We start from the raw sequence: 20536 nt of genomic DNA, 5'->3' as shown, positions 1-20536 counted from the left end.
AAGATGTGTGTAGCTCATGGCGGATTCTCCTTGTAGGTGTTGTGTGGTAACTCCATTCTACACGAATCCGGCCATGGGCCATTTTTAATTTTGAACTAGGTGTCGCACTTCATATTACAATCCGTCATGCAAAAAGTAACTTTAAATAACGGTGTTGAGATGCCAATACTTGGATTTGGTGTTTTTCAAATTGCAGATCCAAAAGAATGTGAACAAAGCGTTTATGATGCGATTACGGCAGGATATCGGCTGATTGATACCGCTGCCTCTTATGGAAATGAGGAATCTGTTGGCAGAGCAATTAAACGTAGTGGTGTGGCAAGAGAAGACTTATTTATAACGACGAAACTTTGGGTCCAAGATACTGGTTATGAGCGTACAAAAAAAGCATTTGAAAAATCACTGGAAAGATTGCAACTTGATTATTTAGATTTATATTTGATACATCAGCCTTTTGGCGATGTTTATGGTTCATGGCGCGCGATGGAAGAATTGTATAGTGAAGGAAAGGTACGTGCCATCGGCGTTAGTAACTTCCAGCCAGATCGTCTAATCGATTTGATTATTCATAACGATGTAACTCCTGCTGTAAACCAGGTCGAAACACATCCCTTCAACCAGCAAATGGTAAGTGCTAAATTCATGAAAGAAAACAATGTTCAGATCCAGTCCTGGGGTCCTTTTGCCGAAGGAAAAAACAACTTGTTCCAAAATGAGATATTGCTATCCATAGCTGAAAAGTATAATAAATCCGTTGCTCAGGTTGTTTTGCGTTGGTTGACACAAAGAGAAGTTGTTGTGATACCGAAATCAGTACACAAAGAAAGAATGGTTGAAAACTTCAATATCTTTGATTTCAAATTAAACGAAGAAGATATGGAGTTAATTACTACCTTAGATACGAAACAAAGTTTATTCTTTTCACATAACGACCCTGAAATGGTGAAATGGATTGGTACTCGTAAGCTTGATATCTAACAATATCTATTTCAAAACTAAGTAATGATCATCAACGTGAACAAGCTCTTGCTCTCAGTTTGGGAGAAGAGCTTGTTTAATTGTTTAAGGGGGAAGACATGAGCGAACTTAAGATAATAATTCACGAATCTTCGGATTATTTAACGGCCAATCTACTACCCATTTTGACTTCATCTACGTTTTCTACAATAGAAGAATAATAAAGTTTCTTAGAAAATCGCTGATAATCACCAATTACATAGAACTCTTTTTTGGCGCGTGTCACAGCTACATTTAGTAGATTAGGCTTGGAACATGACCAGTTTGCTGCTCCATCTCCATTTTCGTCGGTTCCCGTTACTAAATAAACAATATCTGCTTCTTTTCCTTGAAAGGTATGGACTGTACCTACAGAATTCTTCAACCAATCATTTAATATTTCTGTAGAAATCCCCAATTTCTTCAATCTCGCTTTTAGAATTTTTTTAATGCCATCCTTAACTGCCGTAAACGGAGAAATTATATATACATTGGGAGGACCATCGTTTTTCTTCCATAGTTCAATCATATGGTCTGCCACCAATTCTCCTTGTTCTTCCACGAATTGACGATTTTTAGCCGATCCTTTACAGTCATACCAGATACTCTTGCCTCGCCCCTCTTTACCCAATACCATTTTGTTATCATAAGCTATTTCGTTCGCAACAGTGAACATAGGATTTAAGCATCTTCTATGAACCCATAAGGGTATGCCAATCCATTGACCATAACCGCTCGTCATTCCATATCGATTAGCTGCATCTGCTATGGTTTGAACGGAGGATCCCATTCCAATATATCTATCACTTACGTTAAAATATTTCTTAATATCTCCTAAAATGGTTTGATCTAAGGTGATAACTGGCTCAATTTGAATTGGGTCACCTACTACTACCACATTTTTAGATCTCCATATTGCACCCGCCGATTGTTGTGGACTAGCTTGTCCTGCCTCATCTATAAATAAATACTGAATAAAATCCTTCTCTATTCCTTTATACATCGAACTAAAACTAGCAAAAGTTGTACTTACCAAAGGAGTAATAAATGAACCGTTTGCCACATATTCTTCAAGTATTCTCTATGTTCCATATCGTTAAGATCTAGATTTGCACGATTGATCAATAAGCGTAAAGATGATTTAATGGCTTCAAAATTGAAGGCTAACATCATTTTATGGATTTTCATAGCCTTTAAAAACAGTAATCCTCTTTCGAAATTCAGTTCATCTGTAAGCCAAATCGTATTTAATTGCCGAAACTCGTATGCCTGTTGTGTGTTCGACCAATAATCTTCATTAGGTAATATTAACCCCTGCATTTTATAATCTTCCAGCTGTTTTGCAAAAGCAGATTCCCTTTCTTTGAGTTCTTCTACCATCTTTTTAGATTTTTCAACCTCTGTCTTTTTTATATAAAACTTATTCCCTACTTCTTTCAATCGAGTAATAATATCGTAGAATTCATTTTCTAATTTTATTTTTTTTGTATCTTTTTTACCTAAGATCTTTTGTAAGAGAGAAAGTTTTGGCAGAGATCGAATTTGTTGTTCGGTGAGTTGCTTTTGCTGTTCTAAATGGGACTTCTCGTTCCCTAGATCCAATAGCTCTTGATTAAGTTCAGGTAATTGTTCCTCTAACTCTCTCAATAGAACAATAGAAGATTTTATACTCTTATATTCGTCGTGAAATTTCTGGAGACTCTCCTTCTTTTTCTTTACTGAGTTAAGCGTATCTTCGAATTCTTTTACAGCATTCTCCCAGGACTTCGTGTTTACTTGTTTACTATCTTGTTCCAGTTGTTGAAGAAAATCAGTTCCATCCTCTTTCTTTTTATACAAGCTCCAAGCATACGTTGATATATTATCTGATTTACCAAGAGCTCCTGAAAATAATCCCCATGCCTCATCATGACTACCTAACAGATCCATTGCCGCAATCGGATACATAGATAAATCCTGCGCCTCTACAGCGTACGACTCTTCATAATGATTGAACTTACTTTTACCCGAAGAACGTATAACTTCATCTCGTTTAGGTAGATCCTTAGAGATATTTTCAACTGCTCCATTATTACTCGAAGCAACTACCATAGAATACTCTTTAATATTTGAATCCAATAAATAGATGGGATAAAATTGACCATTTAAATGAATTGATTTTACTTTTGTGAAAGCTTGGGTTGGAGTAGCCAATTTCACTATTGTTTCAGCTCTTTGAACTACAATGTCAGCAAAGATGTCTTTTAATAAAGTGGTCTTTCCTGTGCCAGGTGGTCCATTAACAGAACTTATTTTTTGATTACTATTCATAATTTGATTTACAGCAACTTGCTGCATTAAAGATAGTCTATGCTCTACTGGAGATGGCCACCTACCATGCGGTAAATGAATAGGCTGTAAAACATCTTCAATATATTCTTGATTTTCATTTATATTCAAGCGCTGTTCTATAGGTACTCCTTCTACAAACTGACTGAGCGCTTCGTTTTCTCCTTTCTTTAAGATTAGTTCCAAGTCACTTATATAGAAGCTATTAAAATTCTTTTGTTTCGAAATTTGACCAGCTTTCAATACTTCAATCTCTAAATAATGTAATGAATTGTCATCTAATCTATGAAAAAATTGCTGGTATACTTGTTGAATTAAGAGTAAGGATTCCTTTGTTACACCATTAATAAAAACGGTTTGTGCTTGTTCTTCCAATAATTTCAATTTACTTTGAAAAGGAGTTAACAGATCCTCATATTTCACCTCTGAAGTTTTCGCCAAAAATTGTATTACATACATTAAAAAAGGAACGAATATTGACTCTTTTATATAATTACCTTGATCATCAACCAAAAAAGAAAAACTAAATAATGTTTTATTTTCCTTATTAACAATCTCATCCTTATTCATAAAAGCTTCACGTATAAAGCTGACAAGTTTATGATGCTCAAAACAAGCGAAGTAATAGCGGAATTGAACCTGAGAGTTTTCATTATCCTTTACTATGTCGTTCTTCCACGGAGTTTCATTAAGATCAATCAAACGTGTGCGGTTCCGATTTTTATTGTCTGTGAAATAACTTCCTTTCACCGTTTCTCCCTTACCGGGCACTTCACTTGGAACCAACGCTTCAACTAAGTGCCAAGTCTTTAAAACCCTTTTGGTAATCTCCATCTTTTCACTCCTCTAGCATTCAGTTACATAATATTATAATAAAATTTGGAAAAATAGATTATAAGTCAATGAAATGAAATTAGGTGTCTAGGGATGAAACTAGGGAGCATATAAAAAAAGGGAGCCAAATCGCTCCCTTTACTTAGGTCAAATCATCCAACCCATATAATATTAAATAGCTTCATCTCAATCTAGGAACAGCTTAAAATGCAAAGAATCAAATTACTTCCAAACCTCATCTGCGATTTCTTTAACAAAACGAAGTTTACTCCATTGTTGTTCTTCACTTAGAATATTGCCTTCCTCTGTAGATGAAAATCCGCATTGCGGACTTAAGCATAGCTGTTCAAGCGGTACATAGGTAGCTGCTTCTGCTATGCGAGCTTTTATCTTTTCTTTATCTTCCAATTCACCTGATTTAGAGGTTATTAGTCCTAATACAATTTTTAAATTTTTGCGATTCACATATTTCAATGGTTCAAAACTTCCTGACCGTTCATCATCGAATTCCAGGAACAACCCATCCACATCTAAGCCGCCAAAAATCGTTTCAGAAGCATAATCATATCCGCCGCTCGCGAAAAAGTTAGATTTATAATTTCCACGACAAATGTGCATCGTGATCACTAAATCTTCTGGTTTATGGGCAATCGATTCATTAATCATGTACTGCATTACCTTCATTTCCTCGGCTGGATCTAAGCCTTTGGCACGCAGTTTGTTATGACCTTCTTCCGAGAATAAATCTGCCCAAGCGGTATCATCTAATTGTAAGTACCTGCAACCCGCATCATAAAATGCTTGAATTGCTTTTTGGTAAGCTGCAATTGTATCTTTGAGGAATGTTTCTCGATTCGGATAAATCTCTTCATTATAATCAACACGGTAGACTAGCATGTTAGGACTTGGAATCGTTTGCTTCGCAACCGCATCCCCCGCATGATCATAAAGAAACCCGAAATGCTCTATGAATGGATGGGATGAGAAATCAATTGTACCGGTAATCCGGATGCCTTCCTTACGAGTCTCCATTTTATGAAAATTAAGCCCCGTCTCTTTTTCATAATATTCTACTCCATCAAGACCGCCCAAAAAATCAAAGTGCCACCAGCTTCTGCGGAATTCACCGTCAGTAATGCCAAGTACACCATTTTGTTTTTGCTTATCAATAATGCGGATAATCTCTTCATTTTCTACGGATGTTAATTGATCAAGTGTGATGATGCCGGATTTATATTGTTCACGTGCCTGTATTAGGTTTGTAGGACGTAGTAGGCTGCCTACATGATCATGGTGAAATGGTATCATAGATGTCTCTCCTTGAATTTTGATGTAACAAAAAGGATAGCATAATAAAATAGGAAGCATGTAATACCTAAAACCTATCACTTGCTATAGCTTTTAGCTATAACGACTCTTTTCATAGTAGAATCTTACACGTCAAGATCTTGTTGGGTAAAAGGTTAGATTCCTCTTCGTCTCCAGCCAAATACTTTGACATGCACGATGGCTTTGGTTACCCAGTGCGAGAGTACATACAAGACTAGGAATAGAATCAATAACGGACGAAATAAGAACACGGCCACAACCCAGGTGAGCAAGATCTGCCAAGTCTTCATTCTCCGCACAAATTTCCCTGGCCATAAAAACACTTTAAAGAGTACTTCGTTATGTTGAAGTGCCTCTAAAAATTCTTCCTGGTACAGCTTGCTGTCCGGATGTAAGCGAATTGCATTCCGCATATAAGTTTCCTTTAGCTTAAACTCTCCGCGCTCGCCAGCCGCCCAGCCGAGATACAAAAAGACTTGAGATAATTCCGTATTATATTTCAGGGCGAGTTTTTCGACCCTCGCAGAATCCTCATAGTTTTTGAGTAATGCTTCTGTATAGCTTAACAAAGCCAAATAAACCGGAGATTCCGGACGCAGTTCGAGCGCTTGTGAAAGGGCAGTCTTTGCTTGGTTTGGCCTATCTATTTTGTTATATAAATGTGCTTGTAAAAAATAATAATGTGGCTCGTAGGGATCAATCCGCATTGCTTCCTGTATAGCTTCTTTGCACTTCCGATCCTGATTCGTATCGTAGTAAACGCCAACACGCACGAACCAAGCTAGTTCATGCTCTGGCTCTCGAGTAAGCGCTTGATTCGACCAGTACAGTGCCTTATCATATTCATCCATTAGAAGGTGAATTTGCGAGATCAGCGCAAAAACATCCGGGTTCTCCGGCTCTTCACTTAGAAGCTGCTCAGCTTCCTTTAGCGCTTCTTTGTACCGCCTCCATTCGATAAGCTGCTGCGCCTTCGTATAAGTGACGTTATCATGTACGTTCTCCACTTACTCTGACCCCCTGTTACGATTATGACTTCACACCATGCTTACTAATGTAATCCAGCACAATTTGATAATCGCGGTTCACATCACTGAACGTCGCATAGTTCTTTGCTGTAGCAAACCAGTCTAGCGTTGTCGCCTTCCGTCCTTTAGCGGATCTCTTTAAATCGTCCTGAGTAATGGGCTGGATCTCACCCTTCTCAAAAGTACGCTCCATCGCAGATTCCACAGCATCCTTGACTAACTGCTCCAAATCAGCTCCCGAATAATGCTTCGTCTCTGCGGCAATTTTGTTCAGGTTCAGCAAGCCTAGCGGCTTACCGGAAAGCTTCAGTTCTAGTATCGTTTGACGCTCATTCTCTTCAGGTGGCGGTACAAAAACAAGGTGGTTAAATCGGCCTGGACGTCTCAGAGCGGAATCAAGGTACCAAGGCGTATTGGTAGCGCCGATCACAAACACGTGATCATTCTCCGCCTGCAAACCATCAAGCTCCAACAATAATTGGTTAACGAGCATGCGGTCATGATGCTGGCGCATTTGATGACGACTTCCTCCAAGCGCATCGATTTCATCAATGAAAATAACACATGGCTTGCTTTCTCGTGCTTTTTCGAAAATATCGTGTAAGTTATGTTCGCTCTGGCCAGCATACATGGAAAGGATAGACTGAAGCTCAATGTGCAAAAAGTTAGCATCGATCTCACCTGCCACCGCCCGCGCCAAGAACGTTTTTCCGCATCCAGGAGGACCGAATAAAAGAAGACTTCCTCCAGCTTGTTTGCCGTATGCAGCAAACACTTCTGGCTGTTGCAGCGGTAAAATGAAATTCATTCTGATTTTTTTCTTAACTTCTTCGAGGCCACCGACGTCAGCAAACGTCTCCTTTGGTTTCTCCGACTCAACAAGTGATTGATCCTCTTTGCTGAAATGAATCAGCTTTAAATTTTTGCGTCTTTGCTCTGCTAGTTCATCATGATCCGACATATCTGCTCTCTCCCCCTGCCAGTTTTTTTATTTAGTCTACCATATTTCCATAATTTAGGGGAATTGCTAAGCAAAAAAATATGAGAATTACTCTCAGATTTATTGAGCAGATATATTCATAAATTTGAAAAACATCACCTGACAAAAAACGCGCTGGAGAGAAATTTTCTCTACCAACGCGTTAATTTTAATATTAATGAATATTTTGTTTTTTGAAACTTCCGCCCTTAACTTCTGCTACATCGTATACAACAACAAAGGCATTAGGATCAATTTCATGGATGATTTCTTTAATTTTGCTTTCTTCCATACGGTTAATTACACAAGTGATTTCTTTGAATTGCTCATTGGAGTAACCGCCGTATGCTTCTGTATAAGTTGCTCCACGACCTAATCGGTCACGAATGGTTTCTACCATGATTTCGGGTTGTTTTGTAATAATTTTGAACGTTTTAGAGCCGCTAAGACCTTCTTCAACTATGTGAATTACTTTAGAAGCAATAAAGTACGCGAGTGCGGATAAAATAGCACCTTGTAGACCGAATACAGTAGAAACAACAATAAAGACAAACATGTTTAAGAACAAGATTAGATCACTCGTACCAAAAGGTAATTTTCTTGATAGCAATACAGCTAGCATATCAATGCCGTCGAGTGCCCCGCCATTACGTAAAGCTAAACCCATACCAAAACCGATAATAATCCCGCCAACCACCGTAATTAGCAAGGTATCACCTTCAATAATCGTTGGTACATGGTGCATAAGACTAGTGCTTACTGCCAGCGTCGCAATACCGATAACCGAATAAACAGCAAAGCTTTTACCTATCTGCTTATATCCGAGCCACACAAAAGGAATATTAATGATTCCAATTAATACCCCTAGTGGTAATCCAAACAGCTGGGAACCCACGATACTTAGTCCGGTTACCCCACCGTCTGAGACGTTGTTAGGTATTAGTACCGCTTCTAAACCATAGGCAGCTATAATAGCCCCAATCATAATCAATAATACTTTAGAGATTATTTTTGGTGTGTTTAGTTTTTGTTGTTTCTTTTGAATCATTAAATTTCCCCCTTGGACAATAACTGCTAGGAAACAGTCTATAATAATTTTCACTACTTTGGCAAATTGGTTGTCATATGTATGAAAAGGGGTTCTTCTAACACAGGTGTTGCTCTTCACCTGAGCAATTGGCACATTTTTATAACCGTAAGCAATTTATCAAAGAAATTTTCTAATTAGTTTCTATTCATTCTTTCTTTCTTCCCGATAAACATACATTTGGCGGGGTAAAGATGAAAAAGAGGTAACCGATCGCTTTGACCGGCTACCTCTCCTATTTTATCAGGCTTTGATCCCTTGTTAGCGTAATAGAATTCCTTCATTATTAAAGTTGTATCTCTCATGCTTGGTTTGTTGATGCGTTAATCCATTCTGAAAGAATCCCCTCTAAACGTTGCTTATAATCGTTCCTATTATATGTGGAATTATCGACTTTTTTCTTTGCTATATTCAGACGGTTAAATATATCTTCTTCCCATTCCCTTCTTGCCTTTAGAACCTGAATCGTTCCTTCTAATCCATTGTAACCCTGCTTTTTTCCAAATCCTTGGTTTGTGTAATATTCAATAAACCCCTCTGACCATTCTTTAGGTCTCTCCTTTACTGCTTTTCGGAAAGAGTAATCAAGATCGCTTTGTTCTACGTAAATTAACAGTGGGTTTAATTTCTCTACAATAGTAGCAAGCTCTATAACATAACTGATAACGTCTTCTTTCTTAGCACCATATTTAATCATCCCCATCGTTACAGGGTTCTGTATAAAACAACATTCAAAAACATAGATGTCTGGTCCATTCAAAATACGCTCAGAAAACTGCCTCCATCTTTCTATAATCAGTTTCCTATTTTGATCTAGCGACAATTCATAGATATCGTTTTTAAACATTGCCTGCACTAATTCATTTGGAATACTTGTCCCATATTCATTTACCATTTTTCGATATTCTAGAAAATAATCATTGCCTTGGATAGTAGTATGATTATTTAATAAATTTCTGAACTCTTCATGAGTACTTAATAGTTCATCGTATTCATATTGCGTAAAACAAGCGACTCCATCATAGTCTGCCGGATGATCCAAGTTCCCTTCTAAAAACAACTGAGAATGAACATTCATCTCTGTAAGGATTTCATGAACGAGTTGTGCAGTTGTAGATTTTCCGGAGCCTGGTAATCCCTCAATTAGAATCAGTTTTGGTGTCATAATATAGTTCCTCCGTTCATTACCCTTTTGTAGTAGGTAGTTCAAGTTGCTGTGGGGTAGCAAAGTAGTTTTGAATAAGATTCTTAACTTATTCAGCTTGCGCACCTGTTTTCCTTTTATTGTTGAACATTTTGGTATTTTCCCGCCCTTAAATAAAAAAAACAGCGTCAGCCATGGACGTAAAGAAAGTCCAAGACTAATGCTGTATTATTGAATGCCATATTACGATCACGAAGTAATTATTTATTTAATAACAAGAAAACTCAATTTAGCATTTAATTGATTGTTTCTATTTTTATAGCTTCCCCTTGAATCGGGTTACTTTCCTCATATTGTCCTGTAGTCCAGACCCTTACTTTGTCACCAACTTCTGCGACGTAATCTATTTCCCTAGTTACAAGGATGTATTCTTGGCCCTTTCTGGACACCGTTACTTGTTTACTACGACAGCTAGGAAATTACCATTTGAGTTCACTATTTCTTGAATTCCCTCGTTCCTAGTATCGTTTTTGTTGCCTTCACTTGTTTCAGTAACACAACCAATCAATACGAATGACATCAGAAATATAATAGACAAGGAACCTAATAGAGCTTTCATAGTCAGCCTCCATATGATTACGTTATATGAAGATTGACGCAGAGCATGATAACTTAGTTCCATCAAAATAAAATAGTATAAAATAGTCGTCTTTTTTTAATTCTCTATTCCTTCAATTATATTTTCACCTTCATGAAACTATCCATCCGCTCAAGCGCTTGCGTTAATTTGTCCGTGGATACCGAGTATGAGCACCGGATATGACCTTCTCCCCCTGAGCCAAAGACATGACCGGGAACAGTGGCAACACCCGATTCCTTCAATAACTGATAGGCAAACGTCTCCGAGTCAAGCCCTGTGTGAGCGATACTTGGAAAAGCATAAAACGCTCCTTCCGGTACATGGCAAGGGATTCCGATCGACCGAAATCCGTTCACCAAAAGTTCCCGGCGCTTCCGGTACGCTTCTCTCATCTCATTCATTGACTCAAGGCCATGGCGCAGAGATTCGAGTGCAGCAATCTGTCCCAGCACCGGGGCACACATCGCCGTGTATTGATGGATCTTCAGCATGGCTGCCAGCAGATCACGGTGACCGCAGGCATAGCCGATTCTCCAGCCCGTCATTGCGAATGCTTTAGAAAATCCGCTGAGTACGATGGTTCTCTCCTGCATTCCTGGCAGCGAAGCAATGCTGACATGCTTCGAGTCATAAGTCAGCTCGGCATAGACTTCATCTGAAATGACTAGCAGATTATTTTCCTTAACGATATCGGCAATTGGTTGCCAATCCTCTGCAGTCATGATCGCTCCCGTTGGGTTGTTCGGATAATTCAGCATCAGCAGCTTGGATCGTGGAGTAATCGTCTGTCGTAATGACTCAGCAGTTAGCTTGAAACCCTCTTCCGCTCTCGTTTCTACCTCTACCACTGTACCTCCATTCAAAGAAACGATCGGTGAATAAGCGATATAACTAGGTGAAGGAAGAAGAATTTCATCGCCCGGAGCAGTGAACGCTCGCAGTGCCAGGTCCAGTGCTTCGCTGCTGCCTACCGTGACAAGCACTTCGCTGGCAGGATCATAGCGAAGGTGGAAGTTTTTTTGAAGATAGTTGGCAATTTCCTCTCTAAGTTCAGGCAAACCTGCATTGGATGTATAACTCGTTGCTCCCTGGTTTAATGCCTCTATGCATGCTTTCCTAATGTGTTCTGGAGTAACAAAATCTGGTTCACCTATTCCAAGTGAAATGACGTCCTGATTGCCGCTACTTAGTTCGAAGAAAGCACGTATTCCAGAAGGCGGGATGTTCCTTACCTTTGGGGTAATCCAATTACTTAACATGATCCGTTACCCCTTTCTCCTTGCTGCGTTCTGTCAGAGAACAGCTGATAATCCGGTCGAGTAATGAGCTGAAAGATATTCCAGCTGCCGCAGCACTTTTGGGAAGAAGACTCGTCTTTGTCATTCCAGGCAGCGTATTCATCTCCAGTACATAAGGAACACCATTCGACAACAGGATATCGACCCGGGCATATACACTGCACTTTAATGCTTTGTAACAGGTCATTGCCGTCTTACGAACCAACTGATCTAGTTCATGAGGCAGGTTCACCACCACCTCTTCCGCTCCGCCATCGTCATACTTAGCACGGTAATCGAACCATTCCGAAGATGACGAAGTGATTCCTACCACGGGCAGAAGTTCCCCATCCAGAATGGAGCAAGTAATTTCCTGACCCGTGATGTATCCTTCAATCAAGATCGACTGATCGGGGTCACTTGCAAAAGCCCTCATCACCGCGCTATGCAGATCCTGTTCGTCGTTCACTTTTTCCATCCCTATACTGGAACCGCCTGTATTTGGCTTCACCATTACTGGGTATCCCAGCTGCTGAACGGCTTCCGGTGAGTAGTCTTCCATACTGTTCCAACATAGCCAGGCCGGCGTGTTTACTCCTTCATAGCGGAGGATTTTTTTGGACAAATCCTTATTCATGCACAGACTGCTCGCCAGTACTCCGCTTCCTGTATACGGTATACCTAGTGTCTCCAGCATTCCCTGTATCGTCCCGTCCTCACCGTAAACCCCGTGCAGAGCTAGAAGAGCAATATCAAGTCCCTTTACCTTCTCCACAAGTTCCGCAGGCTTACTAAATACAACAGGAATCACCTCATATCTATTACGGTCCAGATGATTCATCATCTCTCTGCCGGTGTTCAGTGACACCTCCATTTCGGAAGAAATACCTCCCATAATTACGCCAACCTTCAACATGATCATCATTCCTTCATCCCATTAATTTGTGCGCTGTTTTGCCAATAATCTCGATTCCCTTGCGGATATCCTCATCCGTCACTCTGGAGAACCCAAGCCGCATGGTATGCTGTCCCCCGCCATCGGTATAGAACATCTCTCCTGCCGTAAAAATAACACCTTGCGCACGACATGCCTCAAGCAGTTCTTTCGTGTTAAAGCCATCCGCAAATTCCACAAACAAATGCAGTCCACCGTCTCCGGTCAATGCCCCAAAAGGAACATGCTGCTTGCAACATTCCAGCGTCAGTTCATATTTCCGTTTATATTCCGCTTTCGCTTTTTTCAAATATTTATCTAGATTACCGTTGTATAAATATTGATAGAGTATCGATTGATCCAAGGTTGATGTATGAATCGTCTGCGCCCGCTTGATACTCTCCAGGTAATAGATCAGTTCCTCGTCGGCCAGCACCCATCCTACCCGAAGACCAGGGAACAAGACTTTAGAAAAGCTGCCAAGATAAATCACGCTATTGCCAGCACCGGCCGTTGCAATCAGCGGCGATACATGTGATCCAGAATAACGCAGTTCTTCATTAAAACCATCCTCAATGACCGGTATATCGTATCCCGCCATCAGCTTCATGAGGCCCTGTCTTTTCTCGGGGGACATAACAATCCCTGTCGGATTATGGTACGAAGGCACAAAGTAAGCACAATCGTACTCTCCTTCACTGAGCGCCTTCTCAAGCTCGCCCAAGTGAATGCCATCCCGCTCCATAGGGATCCCCCTGATTCCGAAGCCTTTCAGTTTCAAATTCTTGATCGCCGTATGATGCGTCGGATTCTCGGTCAGGACCTGGCCACTCTTCTGGTTCAATGCGGAGAGCACGATATTAAAACCTTCCGTAAAACCATTGGTAATCAGGATGTCCTTGCCCTTCATATCCACGCCCTTGTGCTCCATGTATTGGTGCAAATAATCAATCAATGGCTTGTAACCTTTGGCATATCCGTAGTTCAGCAGGACATTACCTTCCACGGCCATACGGTCCATGAAAGCCCGCTTTACATTGTCAAGATCGAACAGTTCTTCATCAGGAGCAATACTCGTAAAAGAGATCGTCCTCTTCTCCGCACGGATCCCGCGTTTCATGATATCCAGTTCTTCCGCCAACATGGCGTGGTCGTTCAAATGCTTTTTCCAATCCATCATTCGAGATGAGACCTTCATCGTACCCGGTGCTGATGGAGCTACGTAATTCCCCTGCCCTTTAACCGCGTAGATAAACCCATCGTCCTCCAGCCCCTCGTAAGCGGCGATGACCGAGTTACGGCTAACCTTCAGCAGTACACCCATTTCACGTGTGGATGGGAGTTTTTGACCGTTTTGCAGTGCGCCTTTTATAATTAAGTGCTTCATATAGTCTTTGATTTGTATATATACCGGTCGTCCGGCAATGAGCTTAAAATCCTTAAACATTTACCATCGCCCCCATAGCTATCATGGCACAGTAAGCAAGGTAAAAAAAGAACCACTATCCCGGATTTTTTATCCAGTCGTGGTTCTTAGGTGTTTCCCTCAGTCTTTTGTTAAAAGTTTCAGGAGATATGGTTTTAAATCAATAATCCGTAAATATTGAGGTTTCTCATTCGTACCGCATATGATAAGAGGAACAAGTGATTCTTTTTCATGAAGCGAACCGTGGCCTCCTCCGCCTTCATGTGTTGGGGAGCTTTTGTCTGCCAGTTCATATCCCGGTTTTGCCGTAACGACTAAAAACTCTCCCTGATGTGAATGTAATGCGCCTGATAATCGCTGCAGTACGTCAGGGTATTTTCCATAAGACAATTTTTGATTCTTTGTATTTAATTTTAAATCGAGCACATCTAAATCTCGTTCGACCGTCCACTTTTGTTGATATCTATCGACCATTTTTCCGTTTGATTTATACTTCACTTCTTTATTGGTTTCTCCTTGCAATGCATAAACCCATTCGTTCTCCTTCCAAGATACGATATCAATACGGGGATCGGAGGTTAATGCATTAGCAAGATCTCTTAATGAATTTTCTTTATTAAGGTTGTATACATAAGCCATCGTTTCATTTACAGCAAGAACAATATCTGTTTCGTCCGTAACCGATTTCCCTTGTTTTAGTACACTGTATTCCTTAAGTAAAGAAGGTAAATCGACAACCGAATCGTTTTGAGCAGAATAAAGGGAAGTCATTCCGCTATCACCTGTAAGTATAAAAATAGCTTTATTTAACGCTTCTTTTGGTGAACCAAATTGTTGTAACAAAGAACCTAGTTGCTTATCAAGTTCCTCCACTCCGCTTCGTTCTTGTGGTCCTTTCTTATGTAATTTCTGATCAAGATCTGGTAAATAAACGAATAAGAAATCAGGTAATTTGTTCTCCTGAATCAAATACTTTACGGCTTCCATTGAATATTGGTTGTTGAGACCGAGTCGTCCCGTTAAACCTTCTGGCATATTTTTAACATTCTCTAGTGGATTTGCAAGAGAACCTAAGGCTAAAAAATCTGGACCCTTTACTTGAATTTCCTTTGGTAAAGAGGTAATGCCTTTAAGCCATTCAGGAATCGTCAACCTATGATGAGACGCACCTCGGTAAATCAAGCCATTAATAGAACCCGATTTTAAACCATGCTTGGCCAAATCTTCATATATCGTAGGTATTTGCGGATTTAAATGATTCCCATTCAAGTTGATTAACGCATCCTGTAATACCTCATTACCTCCATGTTTCCATATCTCCATCGGCCCAGTTCCATAATTGATTACTTTTTTCTCATCCGAAGAATACCAAGTAAGACCTGGTACATGATGACTATTAGGATATGCTCCTGTAATTAGAGAACTATCTATCGTTACTGACATCGTGGGAAATGAACTAACCATGTCCTTATCGTAAATCCCATGTTCCGTTAGATATTGAAAAGTAGGCAGCTTGTTTTGTTTGATCCCATCATCAATGGCTTGAGACATTAAAGAATCGATCATAAAGAAGATCACTTTCTTAGCGTCTTCTCTCTTTATTGATTTCACTTGTACTAAATCCTGTTCATCAGGTGTTGCTTCTTTCTTTTGGCACCCAGAGGTCAACATAAAAACAATAAGCAAAGACCAAATCATTATTTTCCTCAAGTGGAGTCATTCCTCTCTACCTAAAACTTTTATAGCAACAACGCCAGAATATGTTAGGTTTGACCTGTGCAAAGTGTCTCTCATTTTAGCCTTGATCATGTATGTGGTAATTTGGTAAATAATGAATGTCGCAAAACCTACGCATTCGCGCAGCAAAAAAAACAACCGAACATGGTCCGGCTGCCTCATTAATTCCATATAGATATACCATTAACCTAAGATTTATTGATTAAGAATCAGCTCTTGCCTCTTCCTGAACACATTTTCGGAGTGTCTCCCTGATTGATTCTCGGATATCATATTCATGATATTTGAGTAGAGTCATGGTGTCAGCAGGGTCGAGATAGGCGTCTCGGTTTTGGATCTCTGCCATCATACTCATATGAACACCCTGTTCTTTACCCGCTTCCGCATTGTTAGCATCGATCTGCTCCATCACTGGTTTCATCTGATCTAGTGGCAGAACCTTGACCGTGCTATCTTCCTGTCCTAGTGCATTCACTACCATTTGATAAAACTCGCTATGCTTCATATTCATGCCGCAAATCGCATATTTTCCGCCATGTTCACCGTACTCCATCGCTCCGATCGTAGCTTCTGCTACCTGCTGCGCAGTGACCATTGCTGTACCTCCGCCAAGTACGGGAACGACTTTCTGATCTTTTACTCTATTTACAAACATGGACCATAGCGGCATACGTCCTGGCATCACACCGAAAATGTAAGGCAAACGAATGCTCATCACATCCATTCCTCCTTCACCTTCAAGACACGCTAATTCCTCTTGAAGCAATCGAGAGCGTGGGTAAGCATTTTGTTTCAACGGAATATCGGTCCACTCTTCTGCAAAATGCGCAAAATACGAGCTAAGTATGACAAACTTTTTCACGCCAGCTTGTTTAGCTAATCTAGCAAGACGCTGAGTAGGAAGTATATTTGCTTCATAAAAAAACTTTATTGCCGGAGCTTCAGGTAACGTCCGTTCATCTGCTCCAGCAGCATATACAAATCCATCAACGCCCTCTAGCATCTTCCGGATTTCTTCATCTGACATCTTATTGATATCCCCTACTCTGTGCTCGACTTCCCCAGGCAAAAGATCCTCTGATGGCATGGAATGCCGCGATACAGTCGATACATTATATCCTCGTCGCAATAATTCTTTAACTGTAAAATAACCTAGAAATCCAGTCCCGCCTAATACAAAAATCTTCTTCATGAAGTCCATCTCCTATGCAGTTTTGTGAGGGAATAGCAATTCGCCATGATCTTCCCTTCTGTCCTTTACCCATTTTAGCAGACATAAGAAAAACCTCTTCCAATATCATTTAAAGGAATGTTACATTAAAAAGAAACCAGAAATTGGATTAGGGAGGGTCTGTTAGTGAATAATGATGAACGTTTAAATCGTTTGGAACAGCGAATCATGGAACTTGAAAAAGAAGTAACGGATTTAAAACAGTATAGAATATCAAAGAGAGTTACTACGGATACGGGACCACCGTCCAAAACATGGATTCAAGGGCCTGTCCCCTCCGGTACATCATACGGTGAAACGAGAGAGAAAACGCCACAGGAGAACATCAGGCAAAAAGAGACAGATTGGGAACATCTCATTGCCAGAGTTTGGCTTCCTCGTGTATTCCTGTTTGTCTTTTTAATCGGATTAATTTGGGGATTTAAAGCAGCAGTGGATGGTGGTTATATTACTGAGGGAATGCGATGCATTATTGGTCTTCTCGCCGGTGCGGCTTTCGTTTATCTCGGTGCAAGACAACACAAGCATCAGCGTCTCTTGTTATCACAAGTGCTTTTGGCGGGTTCCATAGGGATCTTCATGCTTACCACATTCGCAGCGCATTACTTATATGACTTTATGAGTGCCCCCATCGCTTTTATTCTCAACGTACTTTGGACTGTACTGGGACTTTTGTTCTCTTACCGCTATAAATCACAGACATTGGGCGTACTCGCCATTGTATCGGGAATCTTGACACCCTTTCTGGTCGATAACAACCCATCTACACCTTTCTTTGTATGTTACGAAGTATTGCTCTACACCAGCGCCATGATCTTTGCGATCAGGCATCGATTTGTCACTTTACTTTATACCTCATTTATTTTGATACACCCTGCTTTTCTCATATTTAGTATGGTTGGTTCTATCTCAAATGATAGATGGATTGTCTACGGTGCATTGGTCCAGCACCTCATTCTTTTAGCCTCCATCTTACTTAGAACAGGAATTTTAAATCATCAACATCGTGTACTGATATCAAGCTTTGTCTTAACCGCTATTTGGTCCAGATTAATCTTGGAGTCGGATATCGTTCTAATCTTGTTATCATTTACACTGCTATATAGTGCGATTTCAGCCTACACCTGGAGAAAAGGTTTCAAAGATACTCTACCTTATATGCTTGCCATATCGTCTTACTCTTTACTTTTCTTATTGATGGAAATGGCCCAGAATAAATGGGTTGTCGGTCTTTTCATTATCGAGGGTTTTATCGCTCTTGCTCTGGGTTTCATTATTAAATCATTGTTCCAAAAAATAAACGGTCTTCTCATTTATCTGGTAGGGTTTCTCGCAGGAGGTATCATCTTATTAGGCGGCATGGATTCTCTTGCATCCGTTAATACCTTTATATGGATCGTGATTCTGCTTACCTTAGCAGGCATTATCGTTTTATTGAGATATTATTCTGCTGAAAATCAAAATCAAACTAAAGAATGGATTAGAGTACTTTACTACGGTCTCGGCGTACTATTCCTCATCTTTATAACCGATGTCACTACTGTACTTACACAAAATGTAAGTGATAATGCTCAGCATTTGATCATTTCATCTACTTGGGTGGGGTATGCCATCGCCGTAATAGCCTACGGTCTCAAGAAAAAAACCAAGCAAGTTCGACTTGCAGGTATCGCTCTCCTATTTTTAACTTTAATCAAAGTCATCTTCTTCGATCTTCCAACGGTTTCTATGATCATGAAGGCAGTTCTGTTTATCGGACTCGGAGGTATTGGTATCTTGCTTTCTCGATTCTTTTATAAAAAAGAATAAGATGGAACATCATAATAAGGGTCTCTCTGTTGTAAGAGAGGCCCCTTTTTATATGACTATAAAAATAAATTCGTACCCGCGCGTTAAGCGGAAGATAGGGTTTGCTTTTTTACTCATTTAATCATAAGCAGTTATAAATAGTTAACTTTAATAATAAACACAGCTATGGACAACATAATAGGAAGACTCCAACCAAAGTAACGGAGGGTGGAAGATACATCCTTCTTCTGCTCTATAACCTCTTCACACGGGTCAAATCGTGTAAACAAACGCCTGCAGATCATAAAAGCGACAATAGAAGCAAAGCCTGTGATCAGGATGATTTTCGCACCGGGACCTCCAGGAGTAGAAATATTTTCAAGCATATCTCCTCTCTGAAGGTATGAGCTGACCACATAAGTCGAGTTCGTTATTAAATGGACGATAATCCCTGGAATAATAGAGCCTGATTTGATGACCAGTAAAGAGGAAACTAGAGCCGCCCCGAATAATTCGATCAGCCGGTAAGGATTGTCATGGAACAAGGCAAATAAAAAAGAGCTCATCACAGCTGAAAACCATACTCCGTGTTTGGCATACCCGGTAATGAGAACTCCCCGAAATAATAGTTCCTCACATATAGGCGGGATAATCCCGATACTCAGTAGAAGAATACAAAAGGAAAAGAGCGAATCCGCAACTGGATATTGTGATGTTTTATAAGATGCTCCAAGCAAGACGGATACCACTTCCGTAATCTGGTGAAAAAATAGTAATATGATTTGACTGAGTGCAAAAATTACTATAGAGAGTAAGATATTTTTAAGTGAAACTTTATGTAGCCTGAATACTGTACGAAGGGATATATGTCGGTATCGGCACCAGATTACAGCGGGTAACACATTTAGTATAATTTGTCCGATCGCCACATAACCCAGAAATAAGAATAGATTATCGTGATGCGGGTTTCCATTCGAACTCATCCATCCAGATAGCATGATGCCGGTGACATAGGATACAAAAAATATCCATCCTGCATTCTTCATTGTCAGTTTGTTGATCATGTGCCACATCCCTTATCATCTTAGCCGTATTGAGTTTAATTTGTATACCTCAGTCCAGGAAAAACAGTATATTGATCAACATCAAAATGCTGTACCATTCTCATAGATTCTATTTTACCCTTAGTTATCACAAAATCCCATATCTGTCCTTTAAGCTCATCTTCAGATAGGATAACTCTTACTCTTACTTTTAAGGAATTCTCTATATGTTGTGCATCAACAATGGTATAGTCGATAATCGCTGGGTACATTCCGCCTATAGGTATCATATCAAAACCTTCAACGGTAACTGATTTAATCAACTTATCATCTCTTTCGTCGAAACCAATCATATATGTTCCAATAAGGTTTTTAACACCCGCCCAACTACTACTAATTAATTCAAGTTCCTGATTCCAAATATCATTTTGATTAGAACGATTGTTGTTATTAATGGTGATTGTTTGATTCTTTTGATCCCAGTTTACATTTGTGCCTAAAGCCTTCGATATGACACTTATAGGTACCATAACTCGATTATTAACCATTTGGGGTGCTACATCTGATGTAATGATCTGATCATTAACTACAATTTTAATGCTGCCTTTGGCAAAAGCTAGTCCAATGATGCTGCTAAAAGAACATAAAATAACAACAAGTGTGATATACAACTTCTTCTTCATTTTTTTCAGCCTCCTGTAAATAGTCGAATATAATAAATGACGTTACAGATTA

18 protein-coding genes are annotated in these 20536 nt (G+C 39.9%); 2 read left to right on the top strand and 16 right to left on the bottom strand.

Going from position 1 to position 20536, the window contains the following annotated elements:
- The first annotated feature begins 126 nt into the window (after window positions 1-126).
- The gene (locus PV403_RS08840) at window positions 127-978 is read left to right on the top strand and encodes an aldo/keto reductase (protein WP_332084274.1); all 852 of its coding nucleotides are present in this window, start codon (window positions 127-129) and stop codon (window positions 976-978) included.
- A gap of 136 nt (window positions 979-1114) precedes the next feature.
- On the opposite strand, the gene PV403_RS08835 is transcribed toward PV403_RS08840, so the two are convergent.
- From PV403_RS08835 to PV403_RS08775, 14 genes are all read right to left on the bottom strand, one after another.
- Window positions 1115-2059 (bottom strand): DEAD/DEAH box helicase, encoded by a 945-nt coding sequence (locus PV403_RS08835; protein ID WP_332084273.1) that lies wholly within the window; start codon window positions 2057-2059, stop codon window positions 1115-1117.
- Window positions 2026-4158, bottom strand: coding sequence for an AAA family ATPase (locus PV403_RS08830; protein WP_332084272.1), 2133 nt, complete (start codon window positions 4156-4158; stop codon window positions 2026-2028). The genes PV403_RS08835 and PV403_RS08830 overlap by 34 nt, the downstream gene beginning before the upstream one ends.
- 222 nt (window positions 4159-4380) lie before the next feature.
- Window positions 4381-5466: a 5-methyltetrahydropteroyltriglutamate--homocysteine S-methyltransferase gene (locus PV403_RS08825; RefSeq protein WP_332084271.1), complete on the bottom strand. Its 1086-nt coding sequence runs from the start codon at window positions 5464-5466 to the stop codon at window positions 4381-4383.
- A 155-nt stretch (window positions 5467-5621) separates the two neighbouring features.
- Window positions 5622-6494 (bottom strand): tetratricopeptide repeat protein, encoded by an 873-nt coding sequence (locus PV403_RS08820; protein WP_332084270.1) that lies wholly within the window; start codon window positions 6492-6494, stop codon window positions 5622-5624.
- A gap of 22 nt (window positions 6495-6516) precedes the next feature.
- Entirely contained in the window at window positions 6517-7476 is a 960-nt protein-coding gene (locus tag PV403_RS08815) for an ATP-binding protein (protein WP_332084269.1), read from the bottom strand.
- Window positions 7477-7669: 193 nt separating this feature from the next.
- Window positions 7670-8542 (bottom strand): YitT family protein, encoded by an 873-nt coding sequence (locus PV403_RS08810; protein WP_332084268.1) that lies wholly within the window; start codon window positions 8540-8542, stop codon window positions 7670-7672.
- A gap of 340 nt (window positions 8543-8882) precedes the next feature.
- Window positions 8883-9746 carry a hypothetical protein gene (locus PV403_RS08805; RefSeq protein ID WP_332084267.1) on the bottom strand — a complete coding sequence of 288 codons (864 nt, stop codon included), beginning with the start codon at window positions 9744-9746 and terminating at the stop codon, window positions 8883-8885.
- 275 nt (window positions 9747-10021) lie between these two features.
- On the bottom strand, window positions 10022-10174 hold the full coding sequence (locus PV403_RS25295) for a DUF3221 domain-containing protein (protein ID WP_442951747.1): 153 nt from the start codon (window positions 10172-10174) through the stop codon (window positions 10022-10024).
- A gap of 2 nt (window positions 10175-10176) precedes the next feature.
- Window positions 10177-10344 carry a hypothetical protein gene (locus tag PV403_RS08800; RefSeq protein WP_213532399.1) on the bottom strand — a complete coding sequence of 56 codons (168 nt, stop codon included), beginning with the start codon at window positions 10342-10344 and terminating at the stop codon, window positions 10177-10179.
- Between the two features lie 116 nt (window positions 10345-10460).
- Window positions 10461-11624 (bottom strand): aminotransferase class I/II-fold pyridoxal phosphate-dependent enzyme, encoded by a 1164-nt coding sequence (locus PV403_RS08795; RefSeq protein WP_213532398.1) that lies wholly within the window; start codon window positions 11622-11624, stop codon window positions 10461-10463.
- On the bottom strand, window positions 11614-12558 hold the full coding sequence (locus PV403_RS08790; RefSeq protein ID WP_332084301.1) for a D-alanine--D-alanine ligase: 945 nt from the start codon (window positions 12556-12558) through the stop codon (window positions 11614-11616). Before PV403_RS08790 ends, PV403_RS08795 begins: the two co-directional genes overlap by 11 nt.
- Window positions 12559-12571: 13 nt before the next feature.
- Window positions 12572-14023 carry an aminotransferase-like domain-containing protein gene (locus tag PV403_RS08785; protein ID WP_332084266.1) on the bottom strand — a complete coding sequence of 484 codons (1452 nt, stop codon included), beginning with the start codon at window positions 14021-14023 and terminating at the stop codon, window positions 12572-12574.
- 99 nt (window positions 14024-14122) lie between these two features.
- Window positions 14123-15712 (bottom strand): alkaline phosphatase family protein, encoded by a 1590-nt coding sequence (locus tag PV403_RS08780; protein WP_332084265.1) that lies wholly within the window; start codon window positions 15710-15712, stop codon window positions 14123-14125.
- Between the two features lie 229 nt (window positions 15713-15941).
- On the bottom strand, window positions 15942-16931 hold the full coding sequence (locus PV403_RS08775) for an NAD-dependent epimerase/dehydratase family protein (RefSeq protein ID WP_213532396.1): 990 nt from the start codon (window positions 16929-16931) through the stop codon (window positions 15942-15944).
- A gap of 165 nt (window positions 16932-17096) precedes the next feature.
- Here PV403_RS08775 and PV403_RS08770 point away from each other — a divergent pair, with 165 nt between their 5' ends.
- Window positions 17097-18779 carry a DUF2339 domain-containing protein gene (locus PV403_RS08770; RefSeq protein WP_332084264.1) on the top strand — a complete coding sequence of 561 codons (1683 nt, stop codon included), beginning with the start codon at window positions 17097-17099 and terminating at the stop codon, window positions 18777-18779.
- A 131-nt stretch (window positions 18780-18910) separates the two neighbouring features.
- Here PV403_RS08770 and PV403_RS08765 read toward each other — a convergent pair whose 3' ends face one another.
- Window positions 18911-19822 (bottom strand): type II CAAX endopeptidase family protein, encoded by a 912-nt coding sequence (locus tag PV403_RS08765; RefSeq protein ID WP_332084263.1) that lies wholly within the window; start codon window positions 19820-19822, stop codon window positions 18911-18913.
- Window positions 19823-19857: 35 nt separating this feature from the next.
- Window positions 19858-20484 carry a copper amine oxidase N-terminal domain-containing protein gene (locus PV403_RS08760; protein WP_332084262.1) on the bottom strand — a complete coding sequence of 209 codons (627 nt, stop codon included), beginning with the start codon at window positions 20482-20484 and terminating at the stop codon, window positions 19858-19860.
- Between the last annotated feature and the right edge of the window lie 52 nt (window positions 20485-20536).

The sequence above is a fragment of the Paenibacillus sp. GYB006 genome, from assembly GCF_036577645.1.
Taxonomy (GTDB): domain Bacteria; phylum Bacillota; class Bacilli; order Paenibacillales; family Paenibacillaceae; genus Paenibacillus.
The sequence above is the reverse complement of the archived record's forward strand: the minus strand, read 5'-3'. Positions and strand labels throughout refer to the sequence as shown.

What these genes read in the sequence shown, in the direction of transcription:
- PV403_RS08840 (WP_332084274.1), top strand. Translation starts at nt 127, where the DNA reads ATGCAAAAAGTAACTTTAAATAACGGTGTTGAGATGCCAATACTTGGA.
- PV403_RS08800 (WP_213532399.1), bottom strand. Translation starts at nt 10,344, where the DNA reads ATGAAAGCTCTATTAGGTTCCTTGTCTATTATATTTCTGATGTCATTC.
- PV403_RS08810 (WP_332084268.1), bottom strand. Translation starts at nt 8,542, where the DNA reads ATGATTCAAAAGAAACAACAAAAACTAAACACACCAAAAATAATCTCT.
- PV403_RS08830 (WP_332084272.1), bottom strand. Translation starts at nt 4,158, where the DNA reads ATGGAGATTACCAAAAGGGTTTTAAAGACTTGGCACTTAGTTGAAGCG.
- PV403_RS08775 (WP_213532396.1), bottom strand. Translation starts at nt 16,931, where the DNA reads ATGAAGAAGATTTTTGTATTAGGCGGGACTGGATTTCTAGGTTATTTT.
- PV403_RS08765 (WP_332084263.1), bottom strand. Translation starts at nt 19,822, where the DNA reads ATGATCAACAAACTGACAATGAAGAATGCAGGATGGATATTTTTTGTA.
- PV403_RS08825 (WP_332084271.1), bottom strand. Translation starts at nt 5,466, where the DNA reads ATGATACCATTTCACCATGATCATGTAGGCAGCCTACTACGTCCTACA.
- PV403_RS08815 (WP_332084269.1), bottom strand. Translation starts at nt 7,476, where the DNA reads ATGTCGGATCATGATGAACTAGCAGAGCAAAGACGCAAAAATTTAAAG.
- PV403_RS08785 (WP_332084266.1), bottom strand. Translation starts at nt 14,023, where the DNA reads ATGTTTAAGGATTTTAAGCTCATTGCCGGACGACCGGTATATATACAA.
- PV403_RS08805 (WP_332084267.1), bottom strand. Translation starts at nt 9,746, where the DNA reads ATGACACCAAAACTGATTCTAATTGAGGGATTACCAGGCTCCGGAAAA.
- PV403_RS08795 (WP_213532398.1), bottom strand. Translation starts at nt 11,624, where the DNA reads ATGTTAAGTAATTGGATTACCCCAAAGGTAAGGAACATCCCGCCTTCT.
- PV403_RS08790 (WP_332084301.1), bottom strand. Translation starts at nt 12,558, where the DNA reads ATGTTGAAGGTTGGCGTAATTATGGGAGGTATTTCTTCCGAAATGGAG.
- PV403_RS08760 (WP_332084262.1), bottom strand. Translation starts at nt 20,484, where the DNA reads ATGAAGAAGAAGTTGTATATCACACTTGTTGTTATTTTATGTTCTTTT.